The organism is Vibrio sp. 1078-1 (genome assembly GCF_033340475.1).
Genome location: NZ_JAWOWM010000293.1, coordinates 1 through 737, shown reverse-complemented (window position 1 = coordinate 737; position 737 = coordinate 1). Strand labels below are relative to the sequence as shown.

The 737-nt window shown below is 46.5% G+C and carries 1 protein-coding gene; it reads left to right on the top strand.

Annotated features, from left to right (window positions below; all coding sequences use genetic code 11):
* Positions 1–31: 31 nt before the first annotated feature.
* On the top strand, positions 32–737 hold a 706-nt coding region (hemE, locus tag R7190_RS27170), incomplete at its 3' end, for a uroporphyrinogen decarboxylase (protein WP_318137841.1).

Genomic DNA, 737 nt, shown 5'->3' with positions numbered 1-737 from the left:
TCAAAGAAAGCCTAACAATTGGAACTACGGAATGACTGAATTAAAAAATGATCGTTATCTGCGTGCGCTTCTTAAAGAGCCGGTAGATTACACGCCAGTATGGATGATGCGTCAGGCAGGTCGTTACTTACCAGAATACAAAGCTACGCGTGCTCAAGCGGGCGATTTCATGTCTTTGTGTAAGAATGCGGAGCTGGCGTCTGAAGTAACTCTTCAACCACTACGCCGTTTTCCTCTTGATGCAGCGATCTTGTTCTCTGACATCCTAACTATCCCAGATGCAATGGGTCTGGGTCTGCGTTTTGCTGCTGGTGAAGGTCCGGTCTTCGATAACCCAATTACTTGCAAAGCCGACGTAGAGAAAATCGGTCTGCCAGATCCAGAAGGTGAACTGCAGTACGTAATGAATGCCGTGCGTCAAATCCGCAAAGATTTGAATGGTGATGTACCTCTAATTGGTTTCTCTGGTAGCCCATGGACGCTTGCGACTTACATGGTTGAAGGTGGTAGCTCTAAGGCCTTCACGAAGATCAAGAAGATGATGTACGCAGAACCTCAAACTCTGCATCTTCTACTGGATAAGCTAGCAGATAGCGTGATTGACTACCTAAATGCACAAATCAAAGCCGGCGCGCAGTCAGTTATGGTATTTGATACATGGGGTGGCGTTCTGACTCCTCGTGATTACAACCTGTTCTCATTGCAATACATGCACAAGATTGTGGATGGCCTGATTC